Raw genomic sequence first — 15596 nt, forward strand, 5'->3', positions numbered from 1 at the left:
GGCAGGCAAGCGCGACACATCCATCCCTCGCACAGGCCACCGGAACCGATCCCGAAACCGTGGGTAACACGACTATCGCCGTGCGCCCCTGTTGTTGCGGACCGTTTTGGCGCTGCCGCCATCAGCCTACGCTGTGGCGGTGATTCGGTGTTCGCCGTATGTCTAAAGGAACAGATCTTGAATCACGTGTACCGCTTGGTATGGAACCGCGCTAAACGTTTGTGGCAAGCAGTGTCGGAGTTGGCTACCCAATCGCGCGGCGGCGCGGCGAGGACAGGTGGGGGCTTATCGGTACGCTGGAAGCTGCACGCATTGGCTGTAGCGCTGGGTTTTGGGCTGACGGGGTGGGCGCCTGCGGCATTGGCGGCGTGCACAACGTCGGGCCTTATCGTGACATGCACGGGCAATGCCAATCCGGTGGCGCCGAACTTCACCAACGGGGCGGATGGATTGACGGTAACCGTCGGCAGCATGGCCACTGTGGGTGTACTACCTGGCATCGGCGGTAACTCCATGCTGCTCGAGGGCAAAAACGTGTCCGTGGATAACCGCGGCATCATCGACGCCTTTTCGCAGGGAAATACTTCGGCCGTGTCGTCGGGCCTGGTTCTGGGTACGGCGGAATCAGTAGCTCCGTCTGTTGGCACGTACACCCTCAATAACTACGCTGGCGCCATGCTGGGCGGCTCTGGCACCAACTATCAATCGCAGCTTGCCGACCTCAAGGGAATGGCGCTTGCCATTCACAACGGAGCAGGCGGCGTCACCAATGTTCGCAACGAGGGAACTATCCGGACGGCGGAGACCAACTTAGGGGCCCGGCCGGGCGCGGACATCGCGGCCGTCGCCATTTATGGCGGCGGCCAGGTTTCCTTCTTAAACTCTGCCAGTGGCGCCATCATCGGCCGCGTCGCCTTTGAATCCCCAGGGTCGTTCCTCGGTCATTATTTTACCAATGCGGGCACCATTACCGGCAGTGTGTCGATGGGGGCGGGCGCTCGCAATACTTTCACTGCGCAGTCGGGCTCGTCAGTGAATTCGATGGCAGACGTCAATCCGGACGTGATCACGGTGGGCTCGACGCCAGGCCTGAGCTTCGCTGCGCCGGGAACGGTGGACGGCGGTTTGGGCGGCGTCAATTCGCTGGTGTTCGCCGACACGGCGAATCGCGGCGGCACCAACAATGTTGTCGCCGGCACCTACCTTAACTTCAATAGCCTGGACGTCACCGGCGGTATCTGGAGCTTGTCGGGCGGGGCGCTGATGCCCGGCGGCAGCAGCATTGCGCTCAATGGCGGCTCCGTCCTGGTGGATGGCAGCGGCGCGCTTGGCACGGGCGCGATCAATGCTGCGGGTGGTGGTATCGGCGCATCTACGACCGGTGTAACGGTAGCCAATAATTTCACGCTGGGAACCAACGGTTTGACCGCAGCCGGAGCGAACGATTTCACGCTGTCCGGCCTGTTGACGGGCACTGGCGGCCTGAATGTGGCAAGCATCGGCACCGTTACCTTGACCGGCGCCAACAACTATACCGGCGGTACCACGGTGGTTCAGGGCGCCACCTTGAAGGGCGATACCAGCAGCCTGCAAGGCAATATCGTCAGCAACGGTACGGTGATTTTTTCCAGTGCCGCGAACGGCACCTATGCCGGGGCCCTGTCGGGCTCGGGCAATTTGACCAAGCAAGGCGTGGGCACGCTGACGTTAAACGGCACGCTCAGCAATTCGGGCACGACCTCTGTTGATGCCGGTAGTTTGAGACTGGGCGCGGGCGGATTGTTGAGCGCCACGGCGAGCGTAAAAGTGAGCACTGGCGCGACGCTGGATATGTCGAGCGGCGCCGACCAGTCCATCGCAAACTTGACCGGCACGGGCGGCAGTGTGCTGCTGGGCGCCAGGACACTGACCATCTCTAATTCGGCGCCTTCGACGTTTGGGGGGGTGATTGATGGTACGGGCGTTCTGATCAAGGACGGGGCTGCAAAGCAAACTCTGAGCGGCGCCAATACTTTCACTGGCGGCCTGCTTATCCGGAACGGCTCTTTGGCGCTGGGTGTAGGCGGAAGTCTTGCGGCTGGATCCACAGTGACGGTCGACAACATCGGGAACTTTGATATCTCCGCCGCTTCGGCTCCCGGTATGAAAATCCTGAACGGCAATGGCGGCTCGGTGACGCTGGGAGCCCAGACGCTTGCGCTCGATTCGGGAGCCTACAGCGGATCGATATCCGGCACGGGCGGGCTGACGAAAAGCTCGTCCGGCAGTTTGACCTTGAATGGCGTCAACACCTATACCGGCACGACTCAGGTAAACGGGGGCGCGTTGGTAGTGGGCGGCACATCCGCGAATGCCACCGCCACGCTGAACGGTGCAGTTACCGTGGCGAGCGGCGGTTCGGTGGGCGGCTTCGGCCAGGTTTACGGCGACGTGACGGTGCAGGCAGGCGGCAACCTGACGCCCGGTGCGCCGGGAGGCACGTTCACCGTCTATGGCGACCTGACCTTGGCGCAGGGCAGTGCGATGAACTTTGCACTTGGCACCGCGAACACGGCTGGCGCAGTCCACAGCGTCATGGTTGACGGCGATCTGACGCTAAACGGTTCGCAACTCAACGTGAGCGACGCTGGCGGTTTCGGCGTGGGCGTGTACCGCTTGTTCGACTACACCGGCTCTTTGACAGTCAACAGCGGTATGAGTGGCATCGCGGCAGGACAGACGGTGCAGTACTTGAGATCATCCAACCAGATCAACCTGATCAATTCGGCTGGCCTGACACTCAATATCTGGAACGCCAACAGATTGGCCACGCCGGTACAGCTGGGCGGCGGTTCCGGCGTGTGGTCCGTGAACAGCGCCAACTGGACGGACGCCGCAGCCTCCGTCAACGCCGCATTCTCGCCCAGCGGATCATTTGCGATCTTTGGCGGAGCACCAGGCACGGTCACGCTAGACAGCTCGCAAGGCAATATAGTGGCAAACGGCGCCCAGTTCGCAAGCGACGGCTATCGCCTGAATGGCGACTGGCTCAACCTGGTTGCACCGTCTGCCGGCGCCTTGAGCGAATTGCGAGTAGGCGACGGTAGCGCGGCCTCGGCCGGGTGGACCACGACCATCGACAACGTGCTCGCTGGCAACGGCATCAACAAGACGGGTCTGGGTACGCTGGTGCTCAATGGCGCAAACACCTACGCCCAAACGCGCCTGAGCGCGGGGGTGTTGTCGGTGTCGTCAGAGGCCAATCTGGGCGCAAGTTTGGGTGGCCTGGACTTTCAGGGCGGCACGTTGCGCGTGACGGGCACCAGTTTCCAGAACACCGCCCGGGCAATCTCGCTGGGCGCGGCCGGCGGCGGCCTGGACATCGCCGATGCCGGCAATACGTTCACTGTGTCGCAATCCTTGTCTGGCAACGGCGGCGTGGCCAAGTTGGGTGCGGGCACGTTGGTGCTGACGGGCAACAACACCTATCTGGGCGCCACCACGGTAGCTGGCGGCAAGCTGCAAGTGGGTGATGGCGGCACGGCTGGCAGCATCGCTGGCAACGCGACTATCCAGACTGGCGGCACGCTGGCGTTCAACCGCAGCGACCGTGTGGTCTACGGCGGCGCAATATCGGGTTCGGGTGATCTGCGCCAGGACGGCACTGGCACGCTGGTGCTGACGGGTGACAGTGCGTTCACCGGCACCGCTACCATCGCCTCGGGTGAGTTGGAAATCGGCGACGGGGGCTCCACCGGGTCGTTCGGCGGCACCATCATCAACAACGGCAGGCTGTCGTTCAACCGCGCGACTGATTCCGAGTACACCGGGGTGTTTGCCGGCAGCGGTTCAGTTGCCAAACTTGGCGCGGGCACGCTGGCCTTGACCGGCGATAGCAGCGCCTTCAACGGAGCCACGGTATTGGCTGGCGGCGGGTTGCAGGTCGACGGCAAGCTGGGCGGCAGTGTCCAGGCGTTGACGGGCACTACCGTGTCCGGTGTCGGGTCATTCAAGGATCTGACGGTGGGCACAGGCGCCACGCTGTCGCCGGGTAATGCCGCCGCGCCGTTGGGCCGTTTGAACGTGTTGGGCAACCTGAACATGGCAACGGGCTCCATCTATCGCGTGGCCACGGCAGCCGACGGCCAAAACAGCAGTGTGAATGTCACTGGCACCGCCAATCTGGCGGGCGCGGTGATGCAAGTTGGCCAGAACGGCGCCTACGCGCCATCCACCACCTACACCATTCTGACTGCGGGCGGCGGTGTGCTGGGGCGGTTTGATGCGGTCTCCAGCAATCTGGCATTCCTGACTCCGTCCTTGGCCTATGGCAACAACAAGGTGGATCTGACGGTGCAGTTAAAGCAGGTGCCGGACAATGGGAATGGAAACGGCAACGGCAACGGCAACGGCAACGGCAACGGCAACGGCAACGGCAACGGCGGAGTTACGCGCCCAATCGAGTTTGCCGACGCGGCCTTCACTGGCAATCAGCGAGCGGTCGCAGGGGCGTTGCAAAGCCTGCCAGCCGACAGCGCGCTGTACAAGCGCGTATTGAATCTGCCCGAGGGCGCGCCGCCCAGCGTGTTTGACGGTATGTCCGGTGAAACCTATGCAACAAGCGTCGCCGTGGCGCAGAGCGTAGCCAACACATTCGTCCAGGCTCCGATGAATCGATTGCGCGCGAACCTGGGCGCGAGGATGCTGCCCGGTGCGGCTACGGCCCAGTTGGGTTTGGGCAATGCTGCCTCATTGCCGCAGTCGTCCGCGCAGCCCTTGTGGGCGCAGGTCTTCGGTAACTGGAGCACGTTAGGCGGCAATGGCGACACGGCGAAGACCACGCAGTCCGACGGGGGCGTATCCGTCGGCGGAGATGTGGCCGTAGGAGGCGGCTGGCGTCTGGGTGGCGCGGTTGGCTATTCCAATAGCCGTAGCCGCACCGGCGACCGCGCAAGCAGTTCGGAGGCTGACAGCTACAGCCTTACCGCCTATGGCGGCAAGGCATTTGACGTGGGTAGCGGCAAGCTCAACCTGAGCCTGGGCACTTCCTACTCCTGGCACGATTTTAAAACGCAGCGCTACGCCGATGCTGCCGGTTTGCCGCAGACACTGAAGGCCGACTACGACGGCAACACCACACAGGTGTTTGGCGAACTTGGCTACGCCATGTCGCTGACCGACCGCGTCACGCTCGAACCCTTCGTCGGTGCGGGCTTCAGCAGCCTGCGCACGCGCGCCTTCACGGAGTCCGGTGGCGACGCCGCGCTGCGCGGGGATGCGGGCCGCAACAACATCACCACCACTACTGTTGGCCTGCACGCGCGCAGCGCTTTCGAGAGCGCGGGCGCTCTGGGCGAGGTGCACGGCACGCTGGGCTGGCGTCACGCTTTTGGTGATGTCGACCCCGCCAGCACCATGTCGTTCGTACAGGGCGGCGCGTCTTTCACCACCAATGGCGCGCCGGTGGCGAGCGATGCGGCGCTGGTTGAGTTGGGCGTGAACATGGCGGTCAGCAAACGCACTACCGTGGGTGTGATCTACGGCGGCCAGTTCGGTCAAGGCAACCAGCAGCACTCCGGGTCGTTGGATGTGCGGTACCGCTTCTGACTGGGTAGGGGTATGAACCCGTCCGAGACATATGTGCTCGGACGGCAGCTATAGCAATCGGCATTTGCGGGTGGGGATAGCGCTGCTCTGATGTCATCCGCGCGTATGCCTTGTCAGCGGGGCAAGTCTTCTGGCTTGGGCTTGGCTGCATCCGCGGCTGCTGTATTCGCGGGTGTTGGGTCTGTGGTTGCCGCAGCCACAGCCGGTCTTTCCGCCCGTCCAAACCGCAGCGCGAACTGCCGCGTGAACACCGCGCCAAAAAAGAAAATCTGCGCGGAATAATAAATCCACAGCAGCAGTGCAATCAGCGACCCCGCTGCGCCATACGCCGACACCGCAGCCCCGCGGCTCAAATACACGCCTATCCCCCACTTCCCGACCAAGAACAGCGCGGCGGTCACGATCGCGCCGGGAATCACATCCGGCCAGGAAATCTTGGCGCTGGGCAGCAGCTTGAAGATCACCGCGAACAACGCGACCACGACCGAAAAGGAAAACAGGCTGGATATCCAATCCGCCACCGTGGCGAACGTGGAAGCCATCCATAGATCACCGTACAACTTGCGCGCGGCGCCCAGGCCGGCATTGACGGTTAGCGAGATCAGCAGGAACACCGCCAGCACCAGCACCAAGCCGAACGACAGCATGCGGCTGCGCACCATGCCATGGATGCCGCCTTTCTGGTTTGGCGGCACTTCCCACAAATCGTCCAAGCTGGCTTTGAGCTCTGCAAACGCCGTCGTGGCGCTGAAGATCAGCACAAAAATAGAGATCAAGGCGGCGATCCAGCCGCCGCCTGATTCGTGCGCGCTGGCCAGCACCGTTTGAATCACTTCCGCGCCGCGCTCGCCGGTCATGTCTCGCAGGGACGAGAACAGCTCTGAACGCACAGCGTCTTCGCCAAAGAATGCGCCAGCCACGGCAATCACCAGGATCAACATGGGCGCCAGCGAAAACACCATGTACAAAGCCAGCGCGGCCCCCTTGCTGGACGCGCGATGGTTAGACCACTGGTTGGCGGAATCCATAAGCAATCCGCCGATCTCGGACGGACGCAGGGCACGCAGGCTGTGGGGAAGGCGCATGGATCTGGGCTTGGACGTTGGAGCCTTCATTGTAGGGACGCATGCTTTCACGCGAAACCCACAGTTTGTGCGCAAACGTATTTGCCCGGGACGGACGCGGGCGGTCCAGAAACAACAGGCAAAGAAAAACCCTCGGGGCGAAGGTCCGAGGGTTTTTCAGGATACTGCGTTCCCCGGCTTAAAGCCGGGGAGGCCATGCAAGAGAAGCGGGACTTAGAAGTCCATGCCGCCCATGCCGCCCATGCCACCCGGCATTGCCGGAGCAGAAGGCTTGTCTTCGGCCAGTTCCACAACGGCGGCTTCAGCCGTCAGCAGCAGGCTGGCAACGGAGGCAGCGTTTTGCAGGGCGGTGCGGGTCACCTTGGTGGGGTCCAGAACGCCTTGCTCGACCAGGTCGGTGTACTCGCCGGTAGCAGCGTTGTAGCCGTAGTTACCCTTGCCTTGCAGCACGTTGCTGACCACGACGCTGGCTTCTTCGCCGGCGTTCGTGACGATGGTGCGCAGGGGCTCTTCCACAGCACGCAGGATCAGCTTGATACCGGCGTTCTGGTCAGGCGTGTCGCCCTTCAGGTCAGCGATGGCTTGCTTGGCGCGCAGCAGTGCAACGCCGCCGCCAGCCACAACGCCTTCTTCCACTGCAGCGCGGGTAGCGTGCAGGGCGTCTTCGACGCGTGCCTTCTTTTCCTTCATTTCGATTTCGGTGGCAGCGCCAACGCGAATCACGGCAACGCCGCCGGCCAGCTTGGCCACGCGTTCTTGCAGCTTTTCACGGTCGTAATCGGACGAGGCTTCTTCGATCTGCACGCGCACTTGCTTGACGCGGGCTTCGATGGACTTGCTGTCGCCAGCGCCGTCGATGATCGTCGTGTTTTCCTTGCCCACTTCGATGCGCTTGGCTTGGCCCAGTTCAGCCAGACCGGCCTTTTCCAGCGACATGCCGGTTTCTTCGGAGATCACCGTGCCGCCCGTCAGGATGGCGATGTCTTCCAGCATGGCCTTGCGGCGGTCGCCGAAGCCCGGAGCCTTGACGGCGGTGGTCTTCAGGATGCCACGGATGTTGTTCACAACCAGGGTGGCCAGCGCTTCGCCTTCGACGTCTTCTGCAATGATCAGCAGCGGACGGCTCGACTTGGCAACTTGTTCCAGCACGGGCAGCAGGTCACGGATGTTGCTGATCTTCTTGTCGAAAATCAGGACATACGGATCTTCCAACACGGCAACTTGCTTTTCCGGGTTGTTGATGAAGTAGGGCGACAGGTAGCCGCGGTCGAATTGCATACCTTCGACGACGTCCAGCTCGTTTTCCAGCGACTTGCCGTCTTCGACGGTGATGACGCCTTCCTTGCCAACCTTGTCCATCGCGTCAGCGATGATCTGGCCGATGGAAGCATCGCTGTTAGCCGAGATCGAACCGACTTGAGCGATTTCCTTGCTGGTCGTGACCGGCTTGGATTGCTTCTTCAGTTCAGCAACGGCAGCGGCGACAGCCTTGTCGATACCGCGCTTCAGATCGATCGGGTTGAAACCGGCGGCAACGTACTTCAGGCCTTCCATGACGATGGCTTGAGCCAGCACGGTAGCGGTCGTGGTGCCGTCACCGGCGTTGTCGGAGGTCTTGGACGCAACGTCCTTAACCAATTGAGCGCCGATGTTTTCGAACTTGTCTTTCAGTTCGATTTCTTTGGCAACGGACACGCCGTCCTTGGTCACCGTCGGGGCGCCGAACGAGCGCTCCAGCACGACGTTGCGACCCTTGGGGCCCAGAGTGGTCTTAACAGCGTTGGCGAGAATATTCACGCCGCGGACGATGCGCACGCGGGCGTCGTCACCGAACAATACTTGCTTGGCAGCCATTTCTTAGCTTCCTTCGAAAATTCGTTTGAGGCGGGGTTTACAGAACCACGGCGAGGATTTCGTCCTCGCGGATGACGAGCAGTTCTTCGCCATCAACCTTCACGGACTGGCCGGCATACTTGCCGAACAGAACCTTATCGCCGGCCTTCAGGTCGACGGGCAGAATCTTGCCGTCTTCGGTCTTCTTGCCGGGGCCAACGGCCACGACTTCACCTTGATCAGGCTTTTCAGCAGCGCTGTCGGGGATAACGATACCCGAGGCAGTCTTGCGCTCGTTTTCGAGGCGTTTGACGATCACGCGATCGCCCAGGGGACGCAAGGCCATGAGGAACTCCTGTTACTGAAGAAGAAATTGATGATCGGTTGGGCCCGGGAGAGCCGTTAGCACTCACCGGTGTCGAGTGCTAATTATAGGGATGATGTGCTGAGGTTCAAGGGGGGGAGGCTGCGCTGTTACATATTTTGGGCGCGGGTGTCGAATTCCATCGAGTTTGGAATTTGTGTCATCCACTTTGAAACTTTCGGCACTGCCTTTGATGAGCGCAAACCACAGTAGCAGCGCCGTTGGCGTCTGTGATCCCCAATACAAATATGTATTAATTTAACGCAAGCTGTTGAAAAATAAGGACTTGTTGCGGAAATTGAGCTGCTCGGGGTAGAGTTCAAATATCCCAAATCTGCACTTCTCAACCCATGCGCTATGAGACCTTCGGATCGAAGCTTCGTCGGACGCGGGCCGCACGAGGTCTGACCACAAAGCGGCTAGCTGAGCTAGCTGGCGTGACCCCGTCCTACCTAACACAGATACAGAAAGGCAATCGGGAGCCCCCGGATGACTTGGTAGCACGCTTGGCGCGGGTGCTGGCCTTGGAGAGCCAGGAGGCGTCAGAGCTGAGGCGTGTGCTCAAAAAGGAACGAATCCTCAGAGCGATTAACAAGTCTGGTACCGAGACGGCGGCGGCCACCCTCGCCGCCGAGATTCTGGAGACCGACGACGGCGTGTGCGCTGAGTCCGGGTACGAAGCACTGCGAGTAATTTGCTCGTCGTACTTAGCGTGGGCCCGCAGTTGCGCCGGTCGGCGCTCGCAGTCGCTAGCGATCTCAGATGACAGGAGAGCAGTCATGTAGAAAAGAAAACGCCGATCAACTTTTACATTGACCGGCGTTGTGCTTCGGTTCGGAAACCAAAGACTTCGACAATCCAAGTTTCCTTCCGCAGTGCAACCCAGTCAAGCAATTTTTCGATGAGCGACCGCTCGTCGGGGACAAGTGTTGCCTTCAGGAGGAAAAGCATGCTGCTAGAACGCGGTAGGAAAGTGGTCACCCGATCACCACATCGTAGAGTGGGGTACATCTCTTGCCCATGGCTTCAAGAGGAGCAGGTGGAATATGAAAGCCTGCTGGAACTGAACTTTGCGCGTATTGCATTGCTCTGCCCTGGGTTAGTGTCGATTCGATCGCAGCCCTTTGTCATCGAATTGCCCGGTGGCGCTAAGTACACGCCCGACTTCCGCCTGGACTTCGCCAGCAAGCTTGCTGTCATCGTCGAGGTGAAGCCGTCAAAGTTCGTTCGTCAGCATCAGGAAAAGTTGGACGCCGCGGCTGAACTGCTGCGAAGCCACGGATTCACTTACCTGATCGCGACCGAGGAGCAAATCTACAAAGACGGTCGCGATGCGAGGGCGTCCGTCTACATCCGCTACGCCAGGTCTCACTACGCCGACGATGTCGTGAGAGGTGCATTGGTCAAACTCCAGGCGCAAGTTTCTCCTGGTTCGCTTGACAAGCTAGCCCAATGCGTCGGCTGCCCACGAGAGCTCGTCTTGCATCTGATTGGGGTTCGGCGATTGACGGTCGGTCCGTCGCTGCTGCCCGATCAGATCTCCTTTCCCTCTGATCTTGAGGAGCTTCGCAATGGCGACTTTTGCCCTGCAAGTTGGCTTAACAATTAGGAAGGGCGGTCGGTGCTGGACGTTTGTTCGGGACTTGGGCGACAACACTATCCAGTTCGAGGACATTCATACCCGGGCTGTGACTACGTTCCAGGCGGCCGACCTCGTACGCGACATCATCGACGGCAAGTATGAGGTCTTGAGCCCCGCCCCATTTGCTCCAGCGCTCACGCACGCGCGCGCGTCAACGGGGTCAGGTGACGCGCTGGCTTCGCTAATCGGTAGGTTGACCGGCAGGCAAGGCCGAGAGATAGAACGACGTGAAAGATACGTTCGGGCCGTCATAAAACGCGGTATCAAGCCTGCAGCACGGTTGGAAATCTCGAGCGTAGTGGCGTCGGTGGTGCAGAGATTCCCAGACGAAAATCCACCCTCTGCTTCGACGGTGATTCGTTGGCTGCGCTGCTTCAACAATTCCGAGGGGAACGTGCTGAGTCTTTTGTCTGGAAACGTTCGCCGAGCCAAAGCAATCCGATTGGGCGAGATTACAAGAGAGATCGCATGGGAGGTGCTGCGTCAGAGCTATTTCGTCTTTCGCGGAAAGGGCGTGACGGCGGCGTATACGAGGTATCTGGCGAGACTCACGCAAATTGAGCAGCAACGGGGGTGTCGCCAGATTGAGCCAATGAGTTTGTCGTCCTTTCGCCGGCTCGTTCAATCGGTGCCCCGGTACGAGGCAGACAGAGTTCGGATGGGTGCAACCGCAGCAAACAATAGGTGGCGTCACGCGGTTGGCGGAGTCTATGCCACGCGCCCGTTAGAGCGCGTGGAGATGGATCACACTCTCCTTGACCTCTACGTGATTGATGATAGGCGAGGCATTCCATTGGGACGGCCGACATTGACGCTGGTCATAGACTCATTCTCGAAGTACATCTTGTCGGTGTTCATCAGCTTCGAGGGCGAGTCTCTTGGCAGGGTGTGCCAAAGCTTGAAGCTAGCTCTGAGACCGAAGGATGATCTTGTCCGCGCGGTAGGGGCAGAGCGCGAGTGGCTCACCCCAGGCCTGCCGGAAACTATCCTTGTGGACAATGGTCTGGCATTTCATTCACAGCAGTTTCGGCAAATTGCATGGGCATTGCGATGCGATCTTGAATTCGCAGCAGTCAGAAAGCCGTGGTTCAAACCTAACGTCGAACGTGCGTTGGGGACGATGATGAACACGCTGCCCATCGAGGGAATGCCAGAGAAAATCCGCGGCCTCGCGAAAAGAACGGATCCAAAAATTACGGCCTGCGTCATGTTCTCCGATCTATGCCAATGTCTTGTTCGTTGGGCGGTCGACGTCTATCCGATCGCAATACCAGAGCGTTCGTTGCTTAGGCCGTACGACACCCTGTCCGAATCGATGCAGACCATGCCACCACCGCAGTTCGCCGGCGGACTGGAGCAACTCGATCTGCTCACTGGTCTCTCTCGTAATCTCACGGTCGCACACCACGGGGTGGAAATGTTCCACATCAGCTACCGCAGTCCGGATCTCGCAGAAATGGCGCGATCTCAGCGCACCCCAAGGTTCAAAACCGAAATCAAGTTTGATCCGAATGACCTTGGCAGCATCTGGGTAAGAAATCCCACCTCAAGAAGCTGGCTAAAGGTGCCCAGCATGATCCCCGACTATGCAGACGGCCTTACCCTCAGCCAGCACCGCCTAATTAGGCATTACGCAAAGGAAAAATTGCGGGGGGAGGGCGCATATGTCGAATGGCAAAGGGTGCAGCAGGAGTTTGAGGATATGGTGGATAACGCCGTTAAGCGTGGCAAGCGCTTGATTCGCGACATGCGCAAGTACGCGCTGCTTCAAGGCCTTTCTTCGGTGAAGCCTCTTGCGGAACAGAAGATGAATGCCTCGCCGCCGTCACAAGAGAAAGAGATTGCGCCTCAGATCTTCACCGACGAGGAAATAAGGGTACTTCCAGAGGAAATACCGATCTTCAAGGGTTTCATGCCAGATGAGTTCAACCTTGGGGGTGTCCGATGAATAGATACGGAGCAGCCGCGATCAGTGCGAGCAAAGCATTTTCGGAAGTCATCATCCCCCATCCTGCTTTTGAGAACGTTTTGCAGTATGTGCTGAATGCGATCGAAATTGGAAATCAGGTTGGCGTCTTCACCGGAGTGAGAGTGACCGCTCCATCAGGCGCAGGGAAAACGTTGTTGATGTCCCATCTAGCAGACATATTGCGCCAGGGGCTTAGTGACAGTAGCAACGTTCCGTTGATCAGCGCGAGCCTAAAAGAAGAGCCCTCTGTTTCCCAGCTCCAAACTGGATTGCTCAATAATTTTTCGTACGCCATGGCCAGTTCTATGCAGCGAGATAGAGGGCGCGCCAACAACAATGATGTCAACCAGATTCTTGTGAGCGCCATCAGGCACCAAGGTGTCAAGGTGATAGTGCTCGACGAGTTCCAGCATGTCTATCACACATCGGGCACAAAGGTCTTCACACCCATCATAGATTGGCTAAAGCGGCTCATCAACGCGACAGGGGTACCGGTGGTGTTGCTGGGCACCGAGATGATGGATAACTTGGGAACGATCGATCCCCAATTGACCTCAAGGATTCCGGTGGCAGTCAAGCTGGCGCATTTTCGACTTGGGCCGGAGTGGCTCGGATTTCTGAAGGGCCTGGCAGACACCTGCAAGGCAACAGACCTTACTTCGTTGTACAAGAACAAAGAATGGGCAGGAGCAATTTTCCGGGTCACGTCGGGATCTCCTCGCCTGTTGAAATTGCTTCTTGTGCAAGCGATTCTCCTTGCTGTCGAGCGAGAAGAACTGAACTTGTCAGCGGGAATTTTGCGTCAAGCCTATTCGCTCCAGACGGGGGCTTCGGACGAGGAGAATCCTTTTGCTTCTCTTTGACCACATACTTGGCCGGCCTTTGCCTGTCCAAGACGAAATAGGCGACAACGAGTCTGGCAACGGATATGCCCTACGAATGCTGATAGTGAACGGATTGCAGTTCTCTGATTTGGCGAGGGCTGCCGCTTCCGTTGGTCACACCTATATGCCGGCTACTGCGGCGCCTTATTTGTCCTATGCGTTCGGAGCGTCACTGAGTCGGCTTCAAAGGGCGATCCCCAGAAGCTATTCGTTGAAAGGACGGCGCAGATCGGCCTTCCTTGGGTACGACTTCAGTCGGACCTATCAATTGCGCTACACGCGGCCTCAGGTGTGCCCCTCGTGCCTGGCAAGGCCTGATGCCCGGCTACAAGCTATCTGGGAGATTTCCCTCTATACATCATGCGTTGAGCACGAGTGCCTGCTGCTCGATCTGTGTGTCTGCGGCAGGGGCATTTCGTGGAGGAGGGCAGGCCCATTTGAATGCTCATGCGGCGCGGATCTGCGAGCGCTATGTTGTGAAAGTGCAGGTTCCGGCTCTCTAGCGATTTCAACCTTGATTGCGGCGCGTGTCATGCGCGGATTGCCTGAGCAAAAGAGCGCTGGTCGGCGAGGGCTTCTGCACGCACTGAGTTTGGACACATTACTTCGACTTGTGAGGGCACTGGGGATCTCTGAGAACGCATCAGGCGATGATCTTGTACCAGGGCGATTGACGCGCCTTTTGAGCTCTTCCGAGGCGGTTTGCGTGGTGCGAAGGGCGTGGGACCGTCTCGCCGATAACAATGCACTCGTCTTCACTCAGCTTCCACCAGCATGGCAGTTAGAAGAGCTGTTCGGAGGTGCGAATTCAAGCGATCTGCGGGTGTTGCAGGCGTTGCTTGGCGAAGAGGAGCCGACGGTTAGTCGTTGGCTCAAGCAGCATCGGTGGGTTCAATTGGAACTGCTCGAGAGAGACGTTAATGGTTGAGCGAATCCCTTCACTGTTGTTCTTGCCGCAGCCACAATTGTATGAATCGACCTCTTCATGGCTGGCGAGGGTTGCGTGCATGCATGGAGCGCCAGTATCGAAAATTCTTGATAACCTTGACTTGTCGCGCAATCGAGATTGGGACATAGGCATCGGCTCAAGGGGCGCCGCGCGGTTGGCGCAAGGCACCAACTTGCCGCCGGCAACGCTTCAAGGCTTTGTCTCGCGCTTTGACGCCTTTCGGCGGAATCGCTGGCTTAGGAGATGGTTGCGTTTGAGTGAGCAGGGGACTGCCCGCAGCGGATTCTGCCCCAATTGCTTGCGCCAAGATGTGGTGCCATTCCTTCGATTTGAATGGCGAATGCGCTATTGGATTATTTGTCCAACGCACGGAAACCGTATCCTCACTATTTGCCCGGCGTGTCAGTTCAGCGACCCTGTCGCTGTGGATGATCAACACAGTGCGGTTCCTTTTGCGGGGTGCGGAAAGTGTGGTGCTGACCTCCGCTTTGTGGGGCTCGCGGCGTTGAAATGCGATACGGCAGCGCAACTCGCGCAGCTGCAAGTGGCTGTGACGGCCGCGATCTTGCAAGAGGGGTTTTCCTTGGTGGGGATTGAGGAGAGGATCCCACTCGCAATGCTCCCCAGCCTGTTGGCGGCAGGGATTGAACCTAGGGATCGAAATGAGAGCCAGTCCTTGAGTCGTGTTGATCCTCGACTCCTGGACGACGTTAGACGAAGCATCGGCCAGGTGAATGCGCTTGGCAGGCTTTACGCCTCCGCAGGCTTTACGCCTCCGCAGACGTTGTGGCCTCCCGTGGCAATACGCGGGGACGGCGTGTTTGGAAGGGAGATATCGGAAGACTGTGCGAGATTGCGTTGAAGCAACGCTTTCGATGGCCATTGGCCGTGGTTGAGCTTGATGCTCATCTGCGGCAGTAGGAGTTTGGGTTCTGCTGGGGAGCGGCAGTCTGGGAGGTGCCACCTTCACCATACCTGCGAGCGTCTACGCGCGGGCATAACGCATGGATGTCGGGCGTAGCGTGGACAGGTGGAAGGGCCTACTTGTAACGGGAAAAGCGAAAGCCCCAATAATGGGGCTCCGTAGTCTGGAAGTCATTACCCGCGCCGGGCGGAACCACTCTCGTGGGGTTAACGCTATTGCCTTGTCGAAGGCGCACCAGCTATTGCGTGTGCACAATTGTCGCGTGAAAACGCATGTGCAGGCAAGTGCCAGAACGCCATCAAGCAAGTTCGCGAAAAGTTACTTCAAGATGCTAAGCGCGACAGACTTGGCGCAAGCGA

The 15596-nt window shown here is 59.3% G+C and carries 10 protein-coding genes and 1 pseudogene; 7 read left to right on the forward strand and 4 right to left on the reverse strand.

Annotation, left to right across the window (positions count from 1 at the left end):
- The first annotated feature begins 186 nt into the window (after positions 1 to 186).
- A complete protein-coding gene (locus RAS12_RS26800) occupies positions 187 to 5586 on the forward strand; it encodes an autotransporter domain-containing protein (RefSeq protein ID WP_306951635.1) in 5400 nt (1799 codons plus the stop codon).
- Positions 5587 to 5699: 113 nt separating this feature from the next.
- On the opposite strand, the gene RAS12_RS26805 is transcribed toward RAS12_RS26800, so the two are convergent.
- The 3 genes from RAS12_RS26805 to groES all read right to left on the reverse strand — a co-directional run bounded on the left by RAS12_RS26805 (position 5700) and on the right by groES (position 8850).
- Positions 5700 to 6671, reverse strand: coding sequence for a YihY/virulence factor BrkB family protein (locus tag RAS12_RS26805; protein WP_306943168.1), 972 nt, complete (start codon positions 6669 to 6671; stop codon positions 5700 to 5702).
- A gap of 213 nt (positions 6672 to 6884) precedes the next feature.
- The gene (gene groL / locus RAS12_RS26810) at positions 6885 to 8525 is read right to left on the reverse strand and encodes a chaperonin GroEL (RefSeq protein ID WP_306943170.1); all 1641 of its coding nucleotides are present in this window, start codon (positions 8523 to 8525) and stop codon (positions 6885 to 6887) included.
- A gap of 37 nt (positions 8526 to 8562) precedes the next feature.
- Complete coding sequence (gene groES / locus RAS12_RS26815; RefSeq protein ID WP_057283173.1) at positions 8563 to 8850, reverse strand: co-chaperone GroES; 288 nt, start codon at positions 8848 to 8850, stop codon at positions 8563 to 8565.
- A gap of 368 nt (positions 8851 to 9218) precedes the next feature.
- On the opposite strand from groES, the gene RAS12_RS31090 reads away from it, so the two are divergent.
- The 5 genes and pseudogenes from RAS12_RS31090 to RAS12_RS31095 all read left to right on the forward strand — a co-directional run.
- Positions 9219 to 9653: a helix-turn-helix domain-containing protein gene (locus RAS12_RS31090; RefSeq protein WP_371321222.1), complete on the forward strand. Its 435-nt coding sequence runs from the start codon at positions 9219 to 9221 to the stop codon at positions 9651 to 9653.
- A 164-nt stretch (positions 9654 to 9817) separates the two neighbouring features.
- The gene (locus tag RAS12_RS26820; protein WP_306943173.1) at positions 9818 to 10477 is read left to right on the forward strand and encodes a TnsA endonuclease N-terminal domain-containing protein; all 660 of its coding nucleotides are present in this window, start codon (positions 9818 to 9820) and stop codon (positions 10475 to 10477) included.
- Complete coding sequence (locus RAS12_RS26825) at positions 10440 to 12458, forward strand: TnsB C-terminal domain-containing protein (RefSeq protein WP_306943175.1); 2019 nt, start codon at positions 10440 to 10442, stop codon at positions 12456 to 12458. The genes RAS12_RS26820 and RAS12_RS26825 overlap by 38 nt, the downstream gene beginning before the upstream one ends.
- On the forward strand, positions 12455 to 13342 hold the full coding sequence (locus RAS12_RS26830; RefSeq protein WP_306943176.1) for a TniB family NTP-binding protein: 888 nt from the start codon (positions 12455 to 12457) through the stop codon (positions 13340 to 13342). Before RAS12_RS26825 ends, RAS12_RS26830 begins: the two co-directional genes overlap by 4 nt.
- A 19-nt stretch (positions 13343 to 13361) precedes the next feature.
- A pseudogene (locus RAS12_RS31095) lies at positions 13362 to 13736 on the forward strand (TniQ family protein); the annotation flags it as partial.
- A gap of 435 nt (positions 13737 to 14171) precedes the next feature.
- Here the strand turns inward: RAS12_RS31095 and RAS12_RS26835 are convergent.
- Positions 14172 to 14372, reverse strand: coding sequence for a hypothetical protein (locus RAS12_RS26835; protein WP_306943178.1), 201 nt, complete (start codon positions 14370 to 14372; stop codon positions 14172 to 14174).
- Here RAS12_RS26835 and RAS12_RS31100 point away from each other — a divergent pair.
- Entirely contained in the window at positions 14371 to 15174 is an 804-nt protein-coding gene (locus RAS12_RS31100; protein WP_371321318.1) for a TniQ family protein, read from the forward strand. The genes RAS12_RS26835 and RAS12_RS31100 overlap by 2 nt on opposite strands.
- The last annotated feature ends 422 nt before the right edge of the window (positions 15175 to 15596 follow it).

The organism is Achromobacter seleniivolatilans, assembly GCF_030864005.1.
Classification (GTDB): Bacteria; Pseudomonadota; Gammaproteobacteria; order Burkholderiales; family Burkholderiaceae_B; genus Achromobacter; species Achromobacter seleniivolatilans.

Bases quoted from the DNA above. Each gene is read 5' to 3' on its own strand.
- RAS12_RS26805 (WP_306943168.1), bottom strand. From the start codon at position 6,671: ATGCGCCTTCCCCACAGCCTGCGTGCCCTGCGTCCGTCCGAGATCGGC.
- groL (WP_306943170.1), bottom strand. From the start codon at position 8,525: ATGGCTGCCAAGCAAGTATTGTTCGGTGACGACGCCCGCGTGCGCATC.
- groES (WP_057283173.1), bottom strand. From the start codon at position 8,850: ATGGCCTTGCGTCCCCTGGGCGATCGCGTGATCGTCAAACGCCTCGAA.
- RAS12_RS31090 (WP_371321222.1), top strand. From the start codon at position 9,219: ATGCGCTATGAGACCTTCGGATCGAAGCTTCGTCGGACGCGGGCCGCA.
- RAS12_RS26820 (WP_306943173.1), top strand. From the start codon at position 9,818: ATGCTGCTAGAACGCGGTAGGAAAGTGGTCACCCGATCACCACATCGT.
- RAS12_RS26825 (WP_306943175.1), top strand. From the start codon at position 10,440: ATGGCGACTTTTGCCCTGCAAGTTGGCTTAACAATTAGGAAGGGCGGT.
- RAS12_RS26830 (WP_306943176.1), top strand. From the start codon at position 12,455: ATGAATAGATACGGAGCAGCCGCGATCAGTGCGAGCAAAGCATTTTCG.
- RAS12_RS31100 (WP_371321318.1), top strand. From the start codon at position 14,371: ATGCATGGAGCGCCAGTATCGAAAATTCTTGATAACCTTGACTTGTCG.
- RAS12_RS26835 (WP_306943178.1), bottom strand. From the start codon at position 14,372: ATGCACGCAACCCTCGCCAGCCATGAAGAGGTCGATTCATACAATTGT.